General features: G+C 37.8%; 18 protein-coding genes, 1 other RNA gene and 2 pseudogenes. 9 read left to right on the top strand and 12 right to left on the bottom strand.

Annotated elements, in window-relative coordinates; genetic code table 11:
- Positions 1-19: 19 nt before the first annotated feature.
- Complete coding sequence (locus MSG95_RS10330) at positions 20-421, bottom strand: YraN family protein (protein WP_068934911.1); 402 nt, start codon at positions 419-421, stop codon at positions 20-22.
- A 189-nt stretch (positions 422-610) separates the two neighbouring features.
- On the opposite strand from MSG95_RS10330, the gene rsmI reads away from it, so the two are divergent.
- Both rsmI and MSG95_RS10320 read left to right on the top strand, forming a co-directional pair.
- On the top strand, positions 611-1,447 hold the full coding sequence (rsmI, locus tag MSG95_RS10325) for a 16S rRNA (cytidine(1402)-2'-O)-methyltransferase (protein WP_068934914.1): 837 nt from the start codon (positions 611-613) through the stop codon (positions 1,445-1,447).
- A 94-nt stretch (positions 1,448-1,541) separates the two neighbouring features.
- Positions 1,542-1,928, top strand: coding sequence for a hemin receptor (locus MSG95_RS10320; RefSeq protein WP_077164764.1), 387 nt, complete (start codon positions 1,542-1,544; stop codon positions 1,926-1,928).
- 2 nt (positions 1,929-1,930) lie between these two features.
- Here the strand turns inward: MSG95_RS10320 and MSG95_RS10315 are convergent, their stop codons facing one another.
- Positions 1,931-2,821 (bottom strand): LysR family transcriptional regulator ArgP, encoded by an 891-nt coding sequence (locus MSG95_RS10315; protein ID WP_077164765.1) that lies wholly within the window; start codon positions 2,819-2,821, stop codon positions 1,931-1,933.
- A 107-nt stretch (positions 2,822-2,928) separates the two neighbouring features.
- On the opposite strand from MSG95_RS10315, the gene MSG95_RS10310 reads away from it, so the two are divergent.
- Entirely contained in the window at positions 2,929-3,531 is a 603-nt protein-coding gene (locus MSG95_RS10310) for a LysE/ArgO family amino acid transporter (RefSeq protein WP_031944947.1), read from the top strand.
- A gap of 60 nt (positions 3,532-3,591) precedes the next feature.
- Here the strand turns inward: MSG95_RS10310 and MSG95_RS10305 are convergent, their stop codons facing one another.
- A complete protein-coding gene (locus tag MSG95_RS10305) occupies positions 3,592-4,233 on the bottom strand; it encodes a cation transporter (RefSeq protein WP_077164766.1) in 642 nt (213 codons plus the stop codon).
- Between the two features lie 65 nt (positions 4,234-4,298).
- Here MSG95_RS10305 and MSG95_RS10300 point away from each other — a divergent pair, with 65 nt between their 5' ends.
- A complete protein-coding gene (locus MSG95_RS10300; RefSeq protein WP_077164767.1) occupies positions 4,299-4,700 on the top strand; it encodes a MerR family transcriptional regulator in 402 nt (133 codons plus the stop codon).
- A 52-nt stretch (positions 4,701-4,752) separates the two neighbouring features.
- On the opposite strand, the gene MSG95_RS10295 is transcribed toward MSG95_RS10300, so the two are convergent.
- From MSG95_RS10295 to MSG95_RS10275, 5 genes are all read right to left on the bottom strand, one after another.
- A complete protein-coding gene (locus MSG95_RS10295; RefSeq protein ID WP_004703010.1) occupies positions 4,753-5,004 on the bottom strand; it encodes a hypothetical protein in 252 nt (83 codons plus the stop codon).
- A gap of 209 nt (positions 5,005-5,213) precedes the next feature.
- A complete protein-coding gene (locus MSG95_RS10290) occupies positions 5,214-6,446 on the bottom strand; it encodes an FAD-dependent monooxygenase (protein WP_077164768.1) in 1,233 nt (410 codons plus the stop codon).
- Entirely contained in the window at positions 6,443-7,651 is a 1,209-nt protein-coding gene (gene ubiH, locus MSG95_RS10285; protein ID WP_077164769.1) for a 2-octaprenyl-6-methoxyphenyl hydroxylase, read from the bottom strand. Before ubiH ends, MSG95_RS10290 begins: the two co-directional genes overlap by 4 nt.
- A gap of 30 nt (positions 7,652-7,681) precedes the next feature.
- Complete coding sequence (gene pepP / locus MSG95_RS10280; RefSeq protein WP_077164770.1) at positions 7,682-9,004, bottom strand: Xaa-Pro aminopeptidase; 1,323 nt, start codon at positions 9,002-9,004, stop codon at positions 7,682-7,684.
- Between the two features lie 67 nt (positions 9,005-9,071).
- Complete coding sequence (locus tag MSG95_RS10275; protein WP_004703017.1) at positions 9,072-9,704, bottom strand: UPF0149 family protein; 633 nt, start codon at positions 9,702-9,704, stop codon at positions 9,072-9,074.
- A gap of 64 nt (positions 9,705-9,768) precedes the next feature.
- On the opposite strand from MSG95_RS10275, the gene MSG95_RS10270 reads away from it, so the two are divergent.
- The 3 genes from MSG95_RS10270 (at position 9,769) to ssrS (ending at position 10,987) form a co-directional block, all read left to right on the top strand.
- On the top strand, positions 9,769-10,329 hold the full coding sequence (locus MSG95_RS10270; RefSeq protein WP_077162673.1) for a hypothetical protein: 561 nt from the start codon (positions 9,769-9,771) through the stop codon (positions 10,327-10,329).
- Positions 10,326-10,610, top strand: a complete 285-nt coding sequence (locus MSG95_RS10265; RefSeq protein ID WP_004703022.1) for a cell division protein ZapA — start codon at positions 10,326-10,328, stop codon at positions 10,608-10,610. Before MSG95_RS10270 ends, MSG95_RS10265 begins: the two co-directional genes overlap by 4 nt.
- 193 nt (positions 10,611-10,803) lie before the next feature.
- A non-coding RNA gene (gene ssrS / locus MSG95_RS10260) (6S RNA) lies at positions 10,804-10,987 on the top strand.
- 122 nt (positions 10,988-11,109) lie between these two features.
- On the opposite strand, the gene MSG95_RS10255 is transcribed toward ssrS, so the two are convergent.
- From MSG95_RS10255 to MSG95_RS10245, 3 genes are all read right to left on the bottom strand, one after another.
- Positions 11,110-11,430 carry a hypothetical protein gene (locus MSG95_RS10255; protein ID WP_139344715.1) on the bottom strand — a complete coding sequence of 107 codons (321 nt, stop codon included), beginning with the start codon at positions 11,428-11,430 and terminating at the stop codon, positions 11,110-11,112.
- Positions 11,431-11,504: 74 nt separating this feature from the next.
- Positions 11,505-11,618, bottom strand: coding sequence for a hypothetical protein (locus MSG95_RS10250; RefSeq protein WP_077164771.1), 114 nt, complete (start codon positions 11,616-11,618; stop codon positions 11,505-11,507).
- Between the two features lie 107 nt (positions 11,619-11,725).
- Positions 11,726-12,067, bottom strand: coding sequence for a hypothetical protein (locus MSG95_RS10245; RefSeq protein WP_077164772.1), 342 nt, complete (start codon positions 12,065-12,067; stop codon positions 11,726-11,728).
- A gap of 236 nt (positions 12,068-12,303) precedes the next feature.
- Here MSG95_RS10245 and MSG95_RS10240 point away from each other — a divergent pair, with 236 nt between their 5' ends.
- Positions 12,304-12,888, top strand: a complete 585-nt coding sequence (locus MSG95_RS10240) for a 5-formyltetrahydrofolate cyclo-ligase (protein ID WP_004703027.1) — start codon at positions 12,304-12,306, stop codon at positions 12,886-12,888.
- Positions 12,889-13,017: 129 nt separating this feature from the next.
- A pseudogene (locus MSG95_RS10235) lies at positions 13,018-13,732 on the top strand (IS982 family transposase); the annotation flags it as partial.
- 4 nt (positions 13,733-13,736) lie between these two features.
- Here MSG95_RS10235 and MSG95_RS10230 read toward each other — a convergent pair.
- Positions 13,737-13,858 (bottom strand): annotated as a pseudogene (locus MSG95_RS10230) (IS3 family transposase); the annotation flags it as partial.

The following is a 13,858-nucleotide window of genomic DNA, read 5'->3' as shown; positions in this document are numbered from 1 at the left end:
TCAAAAGAGTAATGAACTCTTAATCCAAAGTAAATGCATTTTCGATCCATTGCAGATCATAATGGAATTTCGAAAAGTCTTGCTGTACTGTTTTTGCAATTTTCTGTGGAAAATCAAAACAAATCACATCAAAACGACAATAAAAATCCTGATAAGATGGGTAGCGCTGTAAAAAACTCATCGCCGTTTTAATTATTTTTTTCTGTTTGCTCACAGTGACCATTTCACAAGCTTGTCCATAATTTCCCTGTCCACGCGCTTTTACCTCAACAAAAATCAATTCGTTACCGCGTTTTACAATCAGATCAACCTCTCCACGGCGTGAATGATAATTACTGGCGACCCATTCATAATTTTGTTCTTTTAAAATTTTTAATGCCGTTTGTTCAGCCCATTGCCCGAGCTGCTGCGCGACTAACATAATTTTCCCCATTAAAAATGTAAATACTCTCAAAGCTTGCTCTATACATTTTTAATTTTTTTCAATTGAGCAAATCAAAAGCAGATGTCTTAAAAAGTAAAAAAGCCCAATGACATTGTTCACGCCAAAAAGATAATTTCGGGTACACTAACCGATTAAAATTGTTTATCTGTACGGAGTAGAAACCAAATGAGTGCTCAGTTATTTGTTGTAGCCACCCCTATCGGGCACTTAGATGATATGACTTTCCGTGCAATTGATATCTTAAAATCAGTCTCTATTGTGGCTGCCGAAGATACACGCCAGTCGGCTCAATTATTTAAGCACTATAATATATCTACCCCACTTACAGCATGCCATGACCACAACGAAAGCAATAAAATTGAACAGTTAGTTCAAAAGTTACTTGCTGGTGAAAATATTGCTTTGATTAGCGATGCAGGTACGCCGCTTATTAGCGACCCTGGTTTTAAACTGGTTCGAGCTGCACAAGAACATGGTATTAGAGTTGTACCTGTACCCGGTGCATGTGCTGCAATTGCTGCGTTAAGTGCGGTGGGCTTACCAAGTGACCGTTTTAGTTTTGAAGGCTTTTTACCATCAAAAGCTTCTCAACGTATTACCCAACTTGAAAAGCTTAAAAATGAAACTCAAACGTTAATTTTTTATGAAGCACCTCACCGTATTTTAGAATGCGTAAAAAATATGGCTGAAGTATTTGGTGAAAACCGCCCTGTCGGTTTCGCACGTGAAATTACCAAAACTTTTGAAACCATCAAAAAAATGACTTTAAAAGATTTGGTTAGTTTTATAGAAAATGATCACAATCAAGAAAAAGGTGAAATTGTTCTGGTAGTTGGCGGTGCACCAGAAAAGACAGATCTGGAACAAGAAAAACTAGATGAGCTCTTAAAGCGCTTACTTCAAGATTTATCTGTTAAAGCGGCATCTCAACTTGCTGCCGATTTAACAGGTATTAAGAAAAAAGTTGCTTATCAACGTGCACTTGAGCTGACACAATCTTAATTTTTTAACTAAGTGTGGTGATGGCAAATACTTTATGCCATCCCGCGCATGAATTTTGCATAATAATATTAATCATAAAAACAAGAGCATTGATATGGCTGAACAGCTTGGAAAACTTGGCCCCCATGAAGGGCAAGAACTAGAATTATTATTGTCTGGTAAGAAACCAATTGCTTTATTTTATGACTTATTACCTACTGAATTTGTAAAGCACCTTGAGCAAGGTACTTTAAGTATGCTCAGTAAAGATATTGAAACATCTTTACCTGTACCTTTTTCAATTATGCTGATCTATAAAGATGTCTCTTTAGCAGATTTGAATGAACTCGTGTTATGTATTGAAAAATCAATAAAGGAAACTCAACTTGAAGACCGCTTAGCACTAGACCGTAGAATCGGACAACTTTTAGGTTATTCAGCGCAAGACATAGAGTTTTATATTCAACACGTTTCAAACTTTTATGCACGTTCTCGTTCTTGAGTTTATCTCAAGATATGTCTTGCTGATTGAACAATTGTTTCGGTCAGTACATCAAGTTGTTTCGACTGTCTTTTCCAGTGGTGCCAATACAAAGGAATATCAAGTTGAGCTTCAGGCATAATATCAATAAGTGTTCCGTTTTCGAGTAATGGTTGAACTTGAAGCTCTGGCACCATTCCATAACCTAAACCCAGCTGAATTGCTTTGACGAAAGCATCTGTTGCCGGAATAAAACTATAAGGATAACTCTGCATCGGTAAACCGTATCCTTTTAATAAAACTTCCGAATGCATTAAATCTTTATGATTAAAAATAACTGCTGGTGTTTTTCTTAAATTTTCTCGGTTAATTCCACCACTAAACCACTGGTTTACAAATTCGGCCGATGCCAGCATTTTATAGCGCATTTTACCAAGAGGCTGAGCTAAGCAACCCGCCATAACCTGCTCTTCTGCTGTGATACATGCATTAACCTGCCCCGTTTCTAGCAAAGTATGCGTGTGTGATTGATCATCAATTTTTAGCTCTAACACTATTTTTTCTTTAAACAATGTCTGCTGAATAGTGGGTAAAAGCCAAGTCGCTAATGAGTCTGCATTTGAAGCTAAAGCAATTTTATAAAATTCCGATTCAGAAGATTTTCCCATTAAACCTTGTAAAAGATTTTGCTCCATTAACCTCGTATGACGTAAATGCTGGAGCAAGGTTTGTCCTGCTTGTGTGAGTACACAAGGGCGGCCCCGTATAATTAAAATCTGACCCAAATATTTTTCTAGTGCTTGTACGCGTAGTGATACAGCAGAGGGAGTTATACATAAATGCTCTCCTGCTGCATCAAAACTCCCGACTTCTGCAACTGCGAGAAAAGCTTCACATTGCTTACTATCTAACATATACAAACCTAAATTATTTTTAGCCAAACCTAAATATTCTTAATTTTACTTATTTCCCAATAAAAAGTCAGATAATTCCCGCATCTGATTTTTTCTGCTTAATGGTTATGCTTTCTCTGAGTGTGTTTTTTAAAGGTTTAGGTATTGGTAGCGGCCTAATTGTAGCGATTGGTGCCCAAAACGCTTTTGTTCTAAAGCAAGGACTTAAACAGCAATATGTATTTTGGCTATGTTTAATCTGTGCATTGTCTGACTCGATTTTAATTGCTTGTGGTGTATTGGGTTTTGCCGAAATTATGACTGCATCACCTATCTTAATATCGGTCGCTAAATATTTAGGGGCAACGTTCTTATTCGTCTACGGTGCAAAAGCATTCTATGCAGCGTTTAAAACGAACCAAGGCATGGAGCTTCAAGGCAGCCCAAAACAAACTTTAACCCAAGCACTAGTGACCTGCCTTGCCTTTACTTGGTTAAATCCACATGTCTATTTAGACACCATTGTACTGATGGGTTCGGTTGCAACTCAGCTAGAAGACAAACTTAGTTTTGCTTTGGGCAGTATTCTTGCTTCTTGGATTTTCTTTTTCAGTTTAGGTTATGGAGCAAGATTACTAAAACCATTATTTACCAATCCAAAGGCTTGGAAAATTTTAGACTTTCTTATTGGTTGCGTTATGTGGAGTATTGCGATTTCTCTTCTCATCTAATGCATTCAACCATTAAAAAGTACCATGGTTGAATGGTACTTTTTATTTATGCAATCAAAATTAAGCTTCTGAACCTAACATCACTTTTGACTGTTTTCTTTCCTGTAATGATTGCTTAATCACAGCATAGCCGGAAGATACACCTAAGTATGCAATCACAAATGCTACCAATAAATCCGGAAATACGGTGCCTGTTCCAAACACACCTACAGCAGCAAAAATAACAGCAATGTTCGCAATAGAGTCATTTCGACTACACAGCCAAACAGAGCGCATATTGGCATCACCATCCCTAAATGCATAAAGCATAAGCGCAACAGAAACATTCGCAATTAAAGCCATTACCCCAATTGCCCCCATGACCATCGGTTCAGGTGAAACGCCATGAAAGAATGACCACACCACTTTTGCAATGACGAAGAAACCAAAGGCCGCCATGGTTAATCCTTTAACCAGTGCTGCGGTTGCGCGCCAGTAAAGGCTCATCGAAAGTACAACTAAAGACAAAGCATAATTTGCTGAATCTCCTGCAAAATCGAGTGCATCTGCCCACAATGAAACAGATTGGGCTTTGTAACCGCCTACTATTTCAACCACAAACATGAGTGCATTAATCACAAGTGCAATCCACAACGCCTTTCTAAAACGTGGGCTGACTTTCTTTGTAGGGGAACATGTTGAAGCACATCCACATCCGGCCATTTTATTTCCTCAAAAACTCTTTTATAGTGATTAAAAACCCTTGAGTAGCTCCAGAGTCAAGTCTTATGAGTCTTTCTATTGGCCAATTATCAAAAAAATCCGATGTTCCTATCGATACTATTCGCTATTACGAAAAAGTAGGTGTGCTAGACCGTATTCAGCGCTCAGAAAATAATTATCGTATTTACACAGATCAAACGCTCGCAGACCTATTATTTATTAAACATTGCCGCGAATTAGATATTTCTCTTAACGACATTAAAACGCTAAAACAGATGAAAGCTCAGCCGAAACAGGCTTGTACGGAAGTTGATAATTTGGTGAATAAATATTTGATTGAAGTATCGGAAAAAATTGAACGACTTTTGCTTTTAAAAGAAACACTCATCGATTTAAAACAGCACTGCTCTACAGACCGTACAGTAGACGAATGCGGCATTTTAAAAGAACTGCAAAATAACCTTTAACTCAATTTAGAAGCCAATAAAAAAGCATCACTCATGTGATGCTTTTTTAATATTAATGGTCGCTATGTTCGTCTGGCGGAACTTCAGTAATTCTCCCACCGCGAGCTAAAAACGCAGCAACCTCATCTTCCAATGCTTGGCGCTGTTTTTGTTTCGCAGTTACGGTAAGCGTTTCTGCTTCTGCAAGATCGGCATCCGTTAAGTTGCCTGCTTCTTCATCAGCCGCGCCGCTCTCAGCCGCTTTGGCTTCATCTTCATCTACAGCAGAATCTTCTGCATCTTCATAATCATTGATATCTGTCATATTTACACTCCCCACAATGATTTGTATTGCATCATCGCTATGGCCTTTGAGACCTCAGAAATTTAGCAATCTCTTTGCATTTAGCAAAGAGCCAAATTGGTCAAATCCGTATCTTTTCTGACCGAATTGGTAATGATATATAAATGATTGTTTAAAAAATATCTACTGATATTTATTTAGACCAGTAGAGCATAAACTTCGTAATTATTTTAACGACTATACAGGGTGTTTTGTAAAGCCCCTAAACCGTTCGCTTGTTGCATAAAACGCTCTTTTAAGAACGAAATTTGTTCAACCTGCTTAAGTCCTACATTTCGAGCCAAAATAAATGGGAACAACTCAGAACTTTCTAACCAACCAATCGCAGACATGCTATGCATCATCGCATCGTTTTGTCCTTTACGACGGTGTTCATAACGTCTTAATGTTTGTTCATGCGCCCACACGCCACGGCCTAAATCATGCAGTAGTGCATCACAGAGTACAGCGGCATCTAAACAGCCAATATTTACCCCTTGTCCAGCAAGCGGATGGATAACATGAGCGGCATCACCGATTAGGGCTAAACCAGCCTTCACATATTGTTTTGCAGCACGAGCCTTAAGTGGGAACTGTGCTCTTGAACGAACATCGAGCACTTCACCCAACATATGCTGGCTTTCACGAGTTAGAAGCTGCATAAATTCAACATCACTTAAAGCCGAATATTCATCGGCATAATCATCTGGCAGTGTCCAGACAATTGACTGCCAGTAACCATTTTCACTTGCATCCAGACTCGCCATTGGCAAATATGCCAAAGGTCCAGTAGGTAAGAAAATTTGACGAGCAACATGCTGATGCGGCTTAGACGTTTTAATTGCACAGCTGATGGCTGCTTGTTTGTAATCTAGGACATCTAGGTCAATAAAAGCTTGTTCACGTACAAATGAATTGGCACCATCTGCACCAATAAGCAATTTAGTTTTAAGTGTAGATCCATCAGCCAATTGGATATGCCAACACCCAACACCTTGCTCAATGCGCGTAACACGAACTTCAGTACGATAATCGGTTAATTGCTCTAGCATTTTTTGCTGAATGGCAACATTCAATACGCTCGGCTCAACCATAGAACCTAAGGCTTGCTCTGGCATTGGTCTTTGTACAGACTCATGGCCAAAATTAATTTCACCATAGCCATTTAGATTCCACACCTGCATGCCGGTATAAGGCATTTGACGTGCTAAATCATCCCAAACATTCACTGTTTTAAGTAAATGAATGGTCGCTTGGCTAAGTGCTAAAACACGTGGGTTCATCACACTTAATGTTTTTTCAACATCAAGTACAGGAGCAGCATCCAGCACCGTAGGCTGTACACCACCTTGAGCAAGTAATAAAGCAGTTAAGCCACCGACCAGTCCACCACCAACAATAACGACATCTAACACTTCACTCATGCTTTTAACCCCATTGCATAGTTCGCTACCAGGGGCTTAACACCCGGAATCACATCAAATGCAATTAATCCCGTATTACGAATTAATTTTAATAATGGATTTTGGTTACTAAAACCACGAACGACAGTATCGCAGAACTTAATTACTCGCTGTTGGTCAGATAAACGGGCTTGTTCATAGGCAAGCAAATTATCTGGGTTACCAATATCATCAGATGTGCTTAACTGATTTACTAAATAACGTAGCAACACATCTGCATCACGTAGGCATAAATTAAAACCTTGCCCTGCAACTGGATGAATGGTGTGCGCTGCATTGCCCATTAAAATAACGCGCCCAACCGCTTGTTTATGCGCAAGCACTTGTGAAAGCGGATAGCTAAAACGTTTGCCTGTTTTTTCAAATTTACCTGCTCTGTCACCATAGGTTTGTTGCAAGGCACTTAAAAAATGCTGGTCGTTTTCTTCACCTAACCACTCATATTCAGTGCCCTTTTTAACAGGCCATACCACTGAGCGACGATATTCACCCGGTAACGGCAATAAAGCTAAAGGTCCTAATGCACTAAAACGCTCAAACCCTACCTGCTCATGCGGTTTTGAAGTCTGAACAGTCGTAACGATCGCAACCTGATCATAGTCGTGAACATCAACACCCACACCAATTGCTTGACGACAGAAAGAATCACGCCCATCTGCTGCAATTAATAATTTTGACTCAAGCTTTAAGACTTCATCACCACGCTGAGCTTCGATATGTACCTGTTCAGCGTCTTGAGTTAGAGCAGTGACTTTTACGCCATCAATTAGCTCAATCAAAGGTTGTTGGCGTACTTGAGTTAATAAAACTCGACCGAGCCACGCATTCTCAATGACTTGTCCAAAGCTTTCGACTTTTTCTTGTTCTGCAACTAAACGTGCTTTACCAAAACTGCCTTGCTCAGTAATGTGAACTTGCAAAATTGGAGTGGCATGTTGTTGTAATGCATCCCATAACCCTAGCTTCTGATAAATCTGTACGCTACGACGTGATAAAGCCGTATTACGTGCATCGAAACTGGAATGGTAAGGGGCAACATTTTGATCATCATAGTTTGGGTATTTCACAGCTTCTAATAGTTTGACTGCGATATTAGCCTTCGCCAGCATCAGGGAAAGGCTCAAACCCACCATACCCCCACCTACAATAATCACTTGTTGTTGCATCGAATTTGCTCCTTTGGCGAATACGTTTAATTATGCTTTAGCTTGCGCCATTAAATGTTCAATATCTGCAATATCTTTAACTACATCAGCAGTTAAAACTCGTGGGCCTTTTGAGGTTGCGACCACATCATCTTCAATACGAATACCAATACCACGCCATTTTTTATCTACAGTTTCGTCATCTGGTGCAATATATAAACCTGGTTCAACAGTAACAACCATACCTTCTTCATATTGGCGCCACTCGTCATCTTTTTTATAAGAACCGACATCATGTACATCCATACCCAACCAGTGGCCTGTACCATGCATATAAAACTGACGATATGCTTCAGTTTCAATCAGCTCACTCACATCACCTTTGAGCAAACCTAACTCAACTAAGCCTTCAGTTAAAATTTTAACCGCAACCTCATGAGGCTCGCGGTACGCATTACCAATACGTACTGCATCAATCGCCGCATATTGAGAGGCCAATACCACCTCATATAATGCTTTTTGTTCTGGACTAAATTTTCCGTTTACTGGAAAAGTACGAGTAATGTCCGATGCATAAAACTCATATTCACATGCAGCATCAATTAAAACTAAATCGCCGTCTTTAAGAGGTTGGTTATTTTCAACATAGTGCAAAATGCAAGCGTTAGCACCACCACCGACAATACTGTTGTAAGAAGGCACACAGCCATTTTGCCCAAATATATAATTAAGCTCGGCTTCAAGAGCATATTCCATCATGCCGGGGCGAACTGTTTGCATCGCACGGGTATGTGCCTTAGCACTAATTTTTGAGGCAATTTGCATTAGCTCAATTTCTTGTGGTGACTTGATTAAACGCATTTCATCAATAATGCGATCAAGTTGAACCAACTGAGCTGGAGCAGCTTCATGACGATGCTCAGTATTCGCTTTTTTAATCCATTGGCTTACTCTGGCGTCAAATGCAGCATTGTGCCCAATTCGATAATAAAGGTGTTCTTTGTTTAATAATTTTTCAATAATTTCTTCATCAAGCAGATCAATTGCATAAGCTTCATCTGCCTCATACTCTTCAATTGCGCCATCAATTCCCGCACGGTAACCATTCCAGATTTCCATCTCACGGTTACGTTCACGACAAAACAAGCTATAGCTATAGTCAGTAACATCATCAAAGGTTTCTATAACAGCTACTGCCTCAGGCTCTGCAAAACCAGTCAAATAGAAAAAACTACTATCGGCACGGAATTTATAATCCGCATCACGATTACGGTACATTTCCTCACGCGTTGCAATAATCGCAATGCTGTTTGGACCCATTTTTTCTGCTAGACGATTTCTGCGATGTTGAAAATCAGCTTGAGGCAATTTCATAATGATCTACTTGATTTAGAATTTTAAAGTCAAAAAATTAAACACAGCCAATAACACATCGCCTCAATTAACTTGGGCGATGTGGTGTAAACATTTCTACAATATTTTGATCTGTAGTGCCTACAGCAGAAGTTTTACTTTTTGCATAAAAGTTTTTCAATAATGAACTTTCAGCAACTGTTACTTTCTTTCTGCCAATAGATAAACTCACAGGAATAAGGCGTACAAACTCGTACAATTCTTCGTAACTGCTTTCGCCTTCTTCGTCGTTATCAGAGTCTTCAAACTCTACTGCTGCGACATCTTGCAAATGTTCAATTAATTCGCGCTCATCAGCACGGACATGACCCGATGCCAAACCAAAGCCAAGAACAACACCCGCACACCAGTCTGATAATGCTTGTACGCGATCTTGTAGGGTGTGTTCATCATCTGGAAGCATTGGCAAATAGTCCAATTCGTCTTCCGATAAAGCATGCGCTACATCTTCTGTTTCATCAGTTAAAAGCGCTAAAGCTTCTTCATTTAAATCAGGTACATTAAGAGTTGTTAAAATTTGTGTCCATTCTTCACGCGTTGGCGCTTCTGTCACACAAACAATACCTGTTAGTAAACCATGTAACTCACTAGGGCTTGAAATTTCTTCAATTCCTTCAAAATGAGCGTTCCATTCTGTCCAGCCTGAAATATCGTCTTGCATTCGTTTATCCAATCTCTATACTTCGTATATATTACCTTTGATTGCAATTCTGTGCGACCTCGTTATGTTAGAACAATTACAGCGGCTACAAGCGCATATTGGCGTTTTAAAAACACGCTTACATCATCTAGAGAGTGAAAATTCTACTCTCTCGGAAGCTAAAGAACTGGCTGAAACAGAGCATCACGCACAAGTTGTGCAAAAAAATAGCATCATTACTAAAAAACAAGAGGAAATTGAGACATTAACTGAGCAATTGACTCAGTTACAAGGCCAATTTCAACAATTGAATCAAGATGCTAATACACTTGCTGAACGTTATAGCCGTCTAGAAAAAAGTACCACTGATTTAAAAAATCGTTTTCAAGAAATTTTGGCAGAGCGTAATGAGTTACGTGTAACCAAAGAAAAACTTCAGTCACATCAACGACAGACTCAACAAGAGTTGCATGATTTACAGCAAGATCGTGACCGTTTGTTACAAAAAAATGAACTTGCCAAAGCCAAAGTTGAAGCGATTATTCAACGTTTAGCAATTTTAGGTACAGCTCAAGATCAAAATGCACAAGAAATTCAGCAACTTGCTCACCCAAATGTTGAAACTGGCGAGGAGACGCAATCATGAGTGAACAAGTCATGGTAGAGCTTCGGCTTATTGAGCAAACTTTTAGACTTGCGACTACTTCTGATAAAAGAGAAGAACTTGAGCGTGCAGCTGAACTTCTCAATGAGAAATTTAACGAAATGCGTCGCAGTGCTCCCCGTGTTGAGCACAACAAACTGGTCATTATGGTTGCCCTACAGCTCACCCAAGAAGTATTAAGCTTGAATAAATCTTTGCAAGAATATACACACTGTGAACGTCTACTACAGGCGATTTTGGAAGATGTTGAACAAACTGTTTAATTAACATCTTTCAACAAAAATGCCTTGCGCTATAAGTTAATAGAGCAAGGCATTTTTTTTATTGAAGTTATCTCGTGTGTCTTATGATTACTATATATACTTTTAGTGTACAAAGCTTCATCAAATGAAGACTAACTTTACAGTTCAATAAACTCAGACGATTGCCAACTGAATAAGATCGTTTATAATTAAGCTATCTCTGGGATGTTCGCCAGCGGGTCTATTCCCCTGCCGATACTTAAACTTATGGATTGCGTTCTGTATATTTAGAGTGTATGCCTACCTTCGAGTAGGAAACCCAGCAAGTGTACGTCGCGGCCACCTTGAACTCATCGGGTTCAGGGTAACGACACATGCAGCGGCATCTTCGGAGTATTTATTTTCTAGCAAATCAGTATAAATATAATTTTTATTTCAAATTAAAGTCTCTATACAGACCTGTCAGTCTAGTATTCATTTATTAGTTAAACTTAAAAATTAATGAATTATCATTTATTAATTATTGTGCATTTCTTTTCAAACATTCTTGATACCAACCTGTTTGAAAATCTTCGATAGCTTTCCGTTTAAAAAAACTCGTTTTGAATACTTTTGCAGCATAAGCTGAGTTAATTAAGTCTTGATAAAACTGCTTTGCTTTTTGATCTGTAAGACTATCAGCAATTTGTTGCAATTCCTGTACTGGTACTTTTTTCTGCCGAGCTTCCATGACATTGTAAGCAACTTTTTTCACGATATTACAAATATTTGGATCATCTGTATTGTCATTAGCATAGCAACCCGTTGCAAGAAAACTTATTAATAATATTTTAAATTTCATATCCCTACCTTGTATTAATTATTCAACTTCCATTTAAGATAACCAATAGATAAAAACGATTTTTCTTTAAATGTTCATGCAGGATTGATGACATAAAAGTAAATCATCATGACCACTAACAAGATAGAAGCAAGTATTAAATAGGTACCAATCGTATTAAAACTCTGCAAAAATTTTATGATTTGCATTTCAAGTCCAATGAAAAATTTAAATAATGAACATCAATAAATTTAGCATATCTAAATAATGCCAATCAATTCACAATTATCAATTTTTACGTGACACTATACAATTTTTAATTATCGCATTTTATTCCTAAACTTCCTTTATAGTAATCCGTTGCACTTTTCAAATCTGAAAGTAGTTTCTCTTCAGTATAGGGCTTTGGTGAAATTTTGATTAAGGCGGGCATGTACAGTTTTTTGTACAGATCAGGATAGTCGTGACATAAAATTTTAACCTTAACTTCCTGCGGTGTTTTAGGATTATCCAATTGATCTAAATACTCACCAATTTTTCGGTCAGATTCTTCAAATTGAGCTTTATAGTCAACTTGAGGAGCTTCTGAGTCTGCCTGTTTGGTACAGGCACTCAGTAAAGCAGTACACATCATCATCGTTAAAATTTTTAACTTCATAGCCTTCACGGTTTCATATTCATCTTTAAATATACTTATCCTGATTACATGTAAATAAATACTGTAGATACGTAAAAAAGCTAAAAAACTTATATAGATGCCTTTTCTAGAGAAAAGTAATTTTTATGTTATCGATTAAACTATGTTGTTTTTTATAGTACTTAAATTTCGGTAAAACTATAGAAAAATAGGTATAATTTTGGACGACTGATTTCAAATCTTTATTAGATTTACCCATGAATGAACTAAGTTTTATTAGAAAAAATTTAAGATCTAAAAGACGTTCTTTAACCCAATTTGAGCAAAAACAGGCTCAACTTAACGTTTTACATTACCTAAATAGACTTCCTATTTTTCACTCCTCAAAAAAAATTGGCTTATATCTACATGCTTTCGGTGAAATTCATACTGATCTTATTATCAAACTCTGCTTTAAAAATAACAAAAAAGTCTATTTACCTATGATTTGTTCAATGAATCAACGTTTAGTATGGATAAAGATCAATAAAAACCAATATTTAAGTCGACGTTTTTCTCATCATCCACTCGGTATGAAAGAACCTATGGCAACGCGAGGAAAACATGTCTCAGAGCTTGATTTACTGCTTATGCCTCTTTTAGCTTGTGATCACTATGGGACACGTATTGGTATGGGTGGTGGTTATTATGATCGTACATTGGCAAGTGCTAATCATAAACCTTACCGTTTAGGACTGGCCCATCAATTTCAATTTATTGAACATACTTTAGAACGTCAAAGCTGGGATCAGCCCTTAGATGGTTTACTCACACCACAGCACTTTTATTATTTTAAAAGATGATCTTTATATAAAATTTATAAAAAATAATATTTTAAAATACCCGAATCGCGGATAAGAAATTGACTTGAAAAATAAGAGGACTAGAGCCATCAGTTGAGTTACCACACCAAACTCACAACTCTAGTCCTGATGTTCAATAGTACCGAATTATTCTGCGTAATTGATGATTTTTTTTCTTAAATTTGAATCAACTTATTGGGAGTTTCTCAAACAAAACCGTGGTTCCTTAAGAATCAGAACTGCTCAACTTAAAATTTCAGAAATCTGCTTTATTGGCATTTGGTACAAATGCTCTCATTTCAATAATTTCAAAGCCTTTTTCACTTGGTTAAAAGAAGATAAAAGCCATTTATTTAAGTACTTGCCTTGCTATCAAAGGATGATTCATCTGATCAAAAGGCATGAATTGGCACTGCATGCCCTACATGTGGCACTGATGAAAGGCCAAGGTACACAATATTTATGGATCGATTCAACAACTCTGCCAGTTTGTAAAAATCAACGTATTCAGCGTCATAAATCATTAGTCCAAATTGCATCACGTGGTAGAAGCTCAATGGGCTGGTTTTATGGCTGTAAATTACATATTGCGATGGATCAATTTGGTGAAATTGCCTGTTCTGCTTTATCGAATGGACATGTTGCTGACATAAAAATGGTTGAGCAATTGGTTGCTGGCCTAAACGGAAAACTTTACGGGGATCGAGGTTACATCAGCCAAGAATTAAAAATTAGATTGAAAGATCAAGGTATTGATTTAATTACTTATCATCGGAGGAATATGCAGGCTATTCAACTCTATGTATCAGATGAATATCACCTAAGGCAACGCAATAAGATAGATGATCCTAGACAGTATCGTGGACAACAAATCCCTCTAAATTCTTAAAATATTTCTTCTCAAAGGCTTCAGGGCTTAACCAGCCATTTGCAGAATGTCTTCTGACCCGATTGTAATAAATCTCAATAT

The sequence above is a fragment of the Acinetobacter sp. IK23 genome (genome assembly GCF_035615275.1).
In the GTDB taxonomy this organism is placed as follows: Bacteria; Pseudomonadota; Gammaproteobacteria; order Pseudomonadales; family Moraxellaceae; genus Acinetobacter; species Acinetobacter seifertii.
This window is presented reverse-complemented; position numbering and strand designations above follow the sequence as displayed.

Excerpts from the sequence above, each read along its gene's own strand:
- MSG95_RS10330 (WP_068934911.1), bottom strand. The coding sequence starts at position 421 with ATGTTAGTCGCGCAGCAGCTCGGGCAATGGGCTGAACAAACGGCATTA.
- rsmI (WP_068934914.1), top strand. The coding sequence starts at position 611 with ATGAGTGCTCAGTTATTTGTTGTAGCCACCCCTATCGGGCACTTAGAT.
- MSG95_RS10320 (WP_077164764.1), top strand. The coding sequence starts at position 1,542 with ATGGCTGAACAGCTTGGAAAACTTGGCCCCCATGAAGGGCAAGAACTA.
- MSG95_RS10315 (WP_077164765.1), bottom strand. The coding sequence starts at position 2,821 with ATGTTAGATAGTAAGCAATGTGAAGCTTTTCTCGCAGTTGCAGAAGTC.
- MSG95_RS10310 (WP_031944947.1), top strand. The coding sequence starts at position 2,929 with ATGCTTTCTCTGAGTGTGTTTTTTAAAGGTTTAGGTATTGGTAGCGGC.
- MSG95_RS10305 (WP_077164766.1), bottom strand. The coding sequence starts at position 4,233 with ATGGCCGGATGTGGATGTGCTTCAACATGTTCCCCTACAAAGAAAGTC.
- MSG95_RS10300 (WP_077164767.1), top strand. The coding sequence starts at position 4,299 with ATGAGTCTTTCTATTGGCCAATTATCAAAAAAATCCGATGTTCCTATC.
- MSG95_RS10295 (WP_004703010.1), bottom strand. The coding sequence starts at position 5,004 with ATGACAGATATCAATGATTATGAAGATGCAGAAGATTCTGCTGTAGAT.
- MSG95_RS10290 (WP_077164768.1), bottom strand. The coding sequence starts at position 6,446 with ATGAGTGAAGTGTTAGATGTCGTTATTGTTGGTGGTGGACTGGTCGGT.
- ubiH (WP_077164769.1), bottom strand. The coding sequence starts at position 7,651 with ATGCAACAACAAGTGATTATTGTAGGTGGGGGTATGGTGGGTTTGAGC.
- pepP (WP_077164770.1), bottom strand. The coding sequence starts at position 9,004 with ATGAAATTGCCTCAAGCTGATTTTCAACATCGCAGAAATCGTCTAGCA.
- MSG95_RS10275 (WP_004703017.1), bottom strand. The coding sequence starts at position 9,704 with ATGCAAGACGATATTTCAGGCTGGACAGAATGGAACGCTCATTTTGAA.
- MSG95_RS10270 (WP_077162673.1), top strand. The coding sequence starts at position 9,769 with ATGTTAGAACAATTACAGCGGCTACAAGCGCATATTGGCGTTTTAAAA.
- MSG95_RS10265 (WP_004703022.1), top strand. The coding sequence starts at position 10,326 with ATGAGTGAACAAGTCATGGTAGAGCTTCGGCTTATTGAGCAAACTTTT.
- MSG95_RS10255 (WP_139344715.1), bottom strand. The coding sequence starts at position 11,430 with ATGAAATTTAAAATATTATTAATAAGTTTTCTTGCAACGGGTTGCTAT.
- MSG95_RS10250 (WP_077164771.1), bottom strand. The coding sequence starts at position 11,618 with ATGCAAATCATAAAATTTTTGCAGAGTTTTAATACGATTGGTACCTAT.
- MSG95_RS10245 (WP_077164772.1), bottom strand. The coding sequence starts at position 12,067 with ATGAAGTTAAAAATTTTAACGATGATGATGTGTACTGCTTTACTGAGT.
- MSG95_RS10240 (WP_004703027.1), top strand. The coding sequence starts at position 12,304 with ATGAATGAACTAAGTTTTATTAGAAAAAATTTAAGATCTAAAAGACGT.